Origin of the sequence: Mycobacterium sp. (assembly GCF_049281135.1) — a bacterium.
In the GTDB taxonomy this organism is placed as follows: domain Bacteria; phylum Actinomycetota; class Actinomycetes; order Mycobacteriales; family Mycobacteriaceae; genus Mycobacterium.
The window spans coordinates 1-2,714 of sequence record NZ_JBAPRN010000532.1 but is presented as its reverse complement, the minus strand read 5'-3'; the positions used below and the strand labels follow the sequence as shown (position 1 = coordinate 2,714).

General features: G+C 60.8%; 2 protein-coding genes and 1 pseudogene. 2 read left to right on the top strand and 1 reads right to left on the bottom strand.

Annotation, left to right across the window (positions count from 1 at the left end; translation table 11 throughout):
- Window positions 1-566, top strand: a pseudogene (locus WAN02_RS20985) (2Fe-2S ferredoxin); the annotation flags it as partial.
- A gap of 13 nt (window positions 567-579) precedes the next feature.
- The gene (locus tag WAN02_RS20980; protein WP_422266143.1) at window positions 580-1,659 is read left to right on the top strand and encodes a dihydrodipicolinate reductase; all 1,080 of its coding nucleotides are present in this window, start codon (window positions 580-582) and stop codon (window positions 1,657-1,659) included.
- Window positions 1,660-1,697: 38 nt separating this feature from the next.
- Here the strand turns inward: WAN02_RS20980 and WAN02_RS20975 are convergent, their stop codons facing one another.
- The gene (locus WAN02_RS20975) at window positions 1,698-2,531 is read right to left on the bottom strand and encodes a thioesterase family protein (RefSeq protein ID WP_422266142.1); all 834 of its coding nucleotides are present in this window, start codon (window positions 2,529-2,531) and stop codon (window positions 1,698-1,700) included.
- Window positions 2,532-2,714 lie beyond the last annotated feature (183 nt).

Sequence of the window (2,714 nt, the reverse complement as noted above, 5' to 3'; positions counted from 1 at the left end):
AACGCGAATTGCATCCGCAGTACGTGATGGAAAACGGCGTCGACGTCGCCCACTTCAAATTCGTGCACAAGACGCCGATCGTGCCGGTGTTCACCCGGCACGATTTCGATCAGCCGACGTCCTACGTTGACTTCACCATCACCTTCGAGGGTGACGAGCACCAGTCCATCGACGACGTCACCAGCGGTGTCGAGGCGATCAACGGCGGCCTCGGCATTGCGGTGACCAAAAGTTCGGGCATGATCGACAACCGGACCATCTCGGCCACCACCCCGGTCGACGACTACACCTCTGACGTCCGGTTCACGGTGTACATCGGCCGGGTGCCCGGTAAAGACGCACCTCGGCACGAAACAAAGGCGCGAGAGTTCGGCCAAGACGTCATCCGGCAGTTCAAGCAGGACGTCCACATCTGGTCACACCAACGCTATTCGGACCCGCCCGCACTGTCCTCCTCCGAGTTTGAAGGGTTCACCGCGATCCGCAAGTGGGCCCAACAGTTCTATCCCGACGGACGAGGCGGCAGCGCCGCGGAGCTGCAATCCATCACCACTGAGGCTCACTGAAAGGCCCAATCCAATGAACGCTCCCGTCCGTGTCTTCCAGGTGGCGACCGGCAACGTCGGGTCCGAGATGATCAAGCGACTCGGCAACCGCACCGACCTGGAACTTGTTGGTCTGCATTGCTATTCGCCGGAGAAGATCGGCCGTGACGCCGGCGAGATCGCTGGCATCCCTGCGATCGGGGTGAAGGCAACCGGCACGATCGAGGAGATCATCGCCGCCAAGCCCGATGTGCTCACGTTCCACGGCGTCTTTCCCGACGAGGACCTCTACGTGAAAGTCCTTGAGGCTGGGATCAATATCGTCACCACCGCCGACTGGATCACCGGTTGGCACCGCGACAAGAACCATCCCCACCCGTCCGGCAAGCCGGTGACCCAACTGCTGGCCGAAGCATGCGACAAGGGTCAGGTCAGCTTCTATGGCACCGGCATGAACCCCGGTTTGAATCAGATCCTGGGCGTCGTGTGTTCGGCCGACGTCGCCGAAATCGAAAACGTCATGACCCTCGAGTCGGTCGACGTGTCCTGTCACCACAGCAAGGACACCTGGATCGAGGTCGGCTACGGCCTGCCCGTCGACGACCCCAGCATCCCGGGCAAGCTGGAGAAGTACACCCGCGTCTTCGCCGACAGTGTGCTGATGATGGCCGACTGCTTCGACATCGAACTCGACGAGGTCAAGTTCAGCTACGAGCTCGGCGCTTGCACCAAAGACGTCGACCTGGGTTGGTACCAGATGCCGAAGGGCTCGCTCGGCGGCAACTACATCAAGTACCAGGGCATGGTCAACGGTGTGCCCAAGGTGGAGACGCACCTGGAATGGCAGATGACTCCGCACACCGACCCGAGTTGGAACATCAAGGGCTGCTACATCACTCAGATCAAAGGCGATCCGTGCGTCTACAACAAGCACATGATCTTTCCCAAGCCTGGTGTGGACCTGTCCAACCCCGACAACTTCGCCTCCATCGGTATGACCGTCACGGGCCTGCCCGCCCTCAACGCGATCAAGTCAGTCGTCGCCGCTCCGCCCGGACTGGTGACGAGCGCAGACCTGCCCCTGCGCGGCTTTGCCGGCCGTTTCAAGGCCTAGCCATGGCGTAAGGCGTCAGAGTCGCAACGCAACCCGTGCTAAGCCGACGGCGGACGAAATCCTGCTTGCGCCAACGAGACGGCGACGCTGCTTCCGATTTTGCCGTGTCGATCAAAGATTGTGGCCGACCCGGTTGCGATTCCGTCGTGACCGCAATGACCCTGCGCAGCCAACCCGATCATCGGCCCCTCCGGTAAACGGCTGAGTGTCACGGTGTAGTCGGCATTGATGAATTTCAAGCCTTCTGAACTCCAATTGACCAACGAAGCTGTGACATCTGCGGCCATCGCCGCGCGGGTGAACGGAGTTAACGGCTCGTCCTGAATGAGTGGCTGGGTCAGCCGCAACCAGGTGAACTTCTCGCCGCCCTCACCGGACCAGTTTGGATCCGGATTCTGGATCGCCATCCCCCAGCCATAGGTACGAACGAATAACGAGTTGTCAGAAGGCTGCACATCAGCCGGAAGCGGCGGCATCTCGATGTCTGGTGACCACACCGTCCCCGCCGGATGTTCGCCCCGTCGCAGGAATAGGCCGGTCGCCTGGGCGACGACCTCGCCACCTTGAAGCATGACGACCTCGACGAGACGCAGCCGCCTGCCGTTCCGAAGTACACGGGTCTCTAGGTCGATCGGCTCGAAAGCGGTTGGCCTGGGTAGGTCAACCGTCAGCCGCGCGGGCAGGAAGGCCGCGTCGTCAACGACTCGTTCGGCAGCCCAACCCAGTAGGCCACCTACGACATGTCCGCTGACGGACTCCCCCCACCCTCCTCTGGCGATCGCTTGAGGGTAGAAGGCGTCACCGCGACGGGAGAAGTACCCGGTGATGCTTTCGAAGTCACGTGTAACAGTCGGGATCGTGGATTCAGCCAACGATGGATCTCCTCCGGGTTCGGTCATGATTGCAGCGGCCTACCATTCAACCCCTTGACGCAGGACACTCATGAAGAGGTCAATGAGTCGTTCGAGTTCTGGAACGTCCTGACCCGGCGCGTCGAATCATATTCTGCTTACTGAACCACGATCCGGAACAACTTCTTCCAATCGACCTCGAAC

Excerpts from the sequence above, each read along its gene's own strand:
- WAN02_RS20980 (WP_422266143.1), top strand. The coding sequence starts at position 580 with ATGAACGCTCCCGTCCGTGTCTTCCAGGTGGCGACCGGCAACGTCGGG.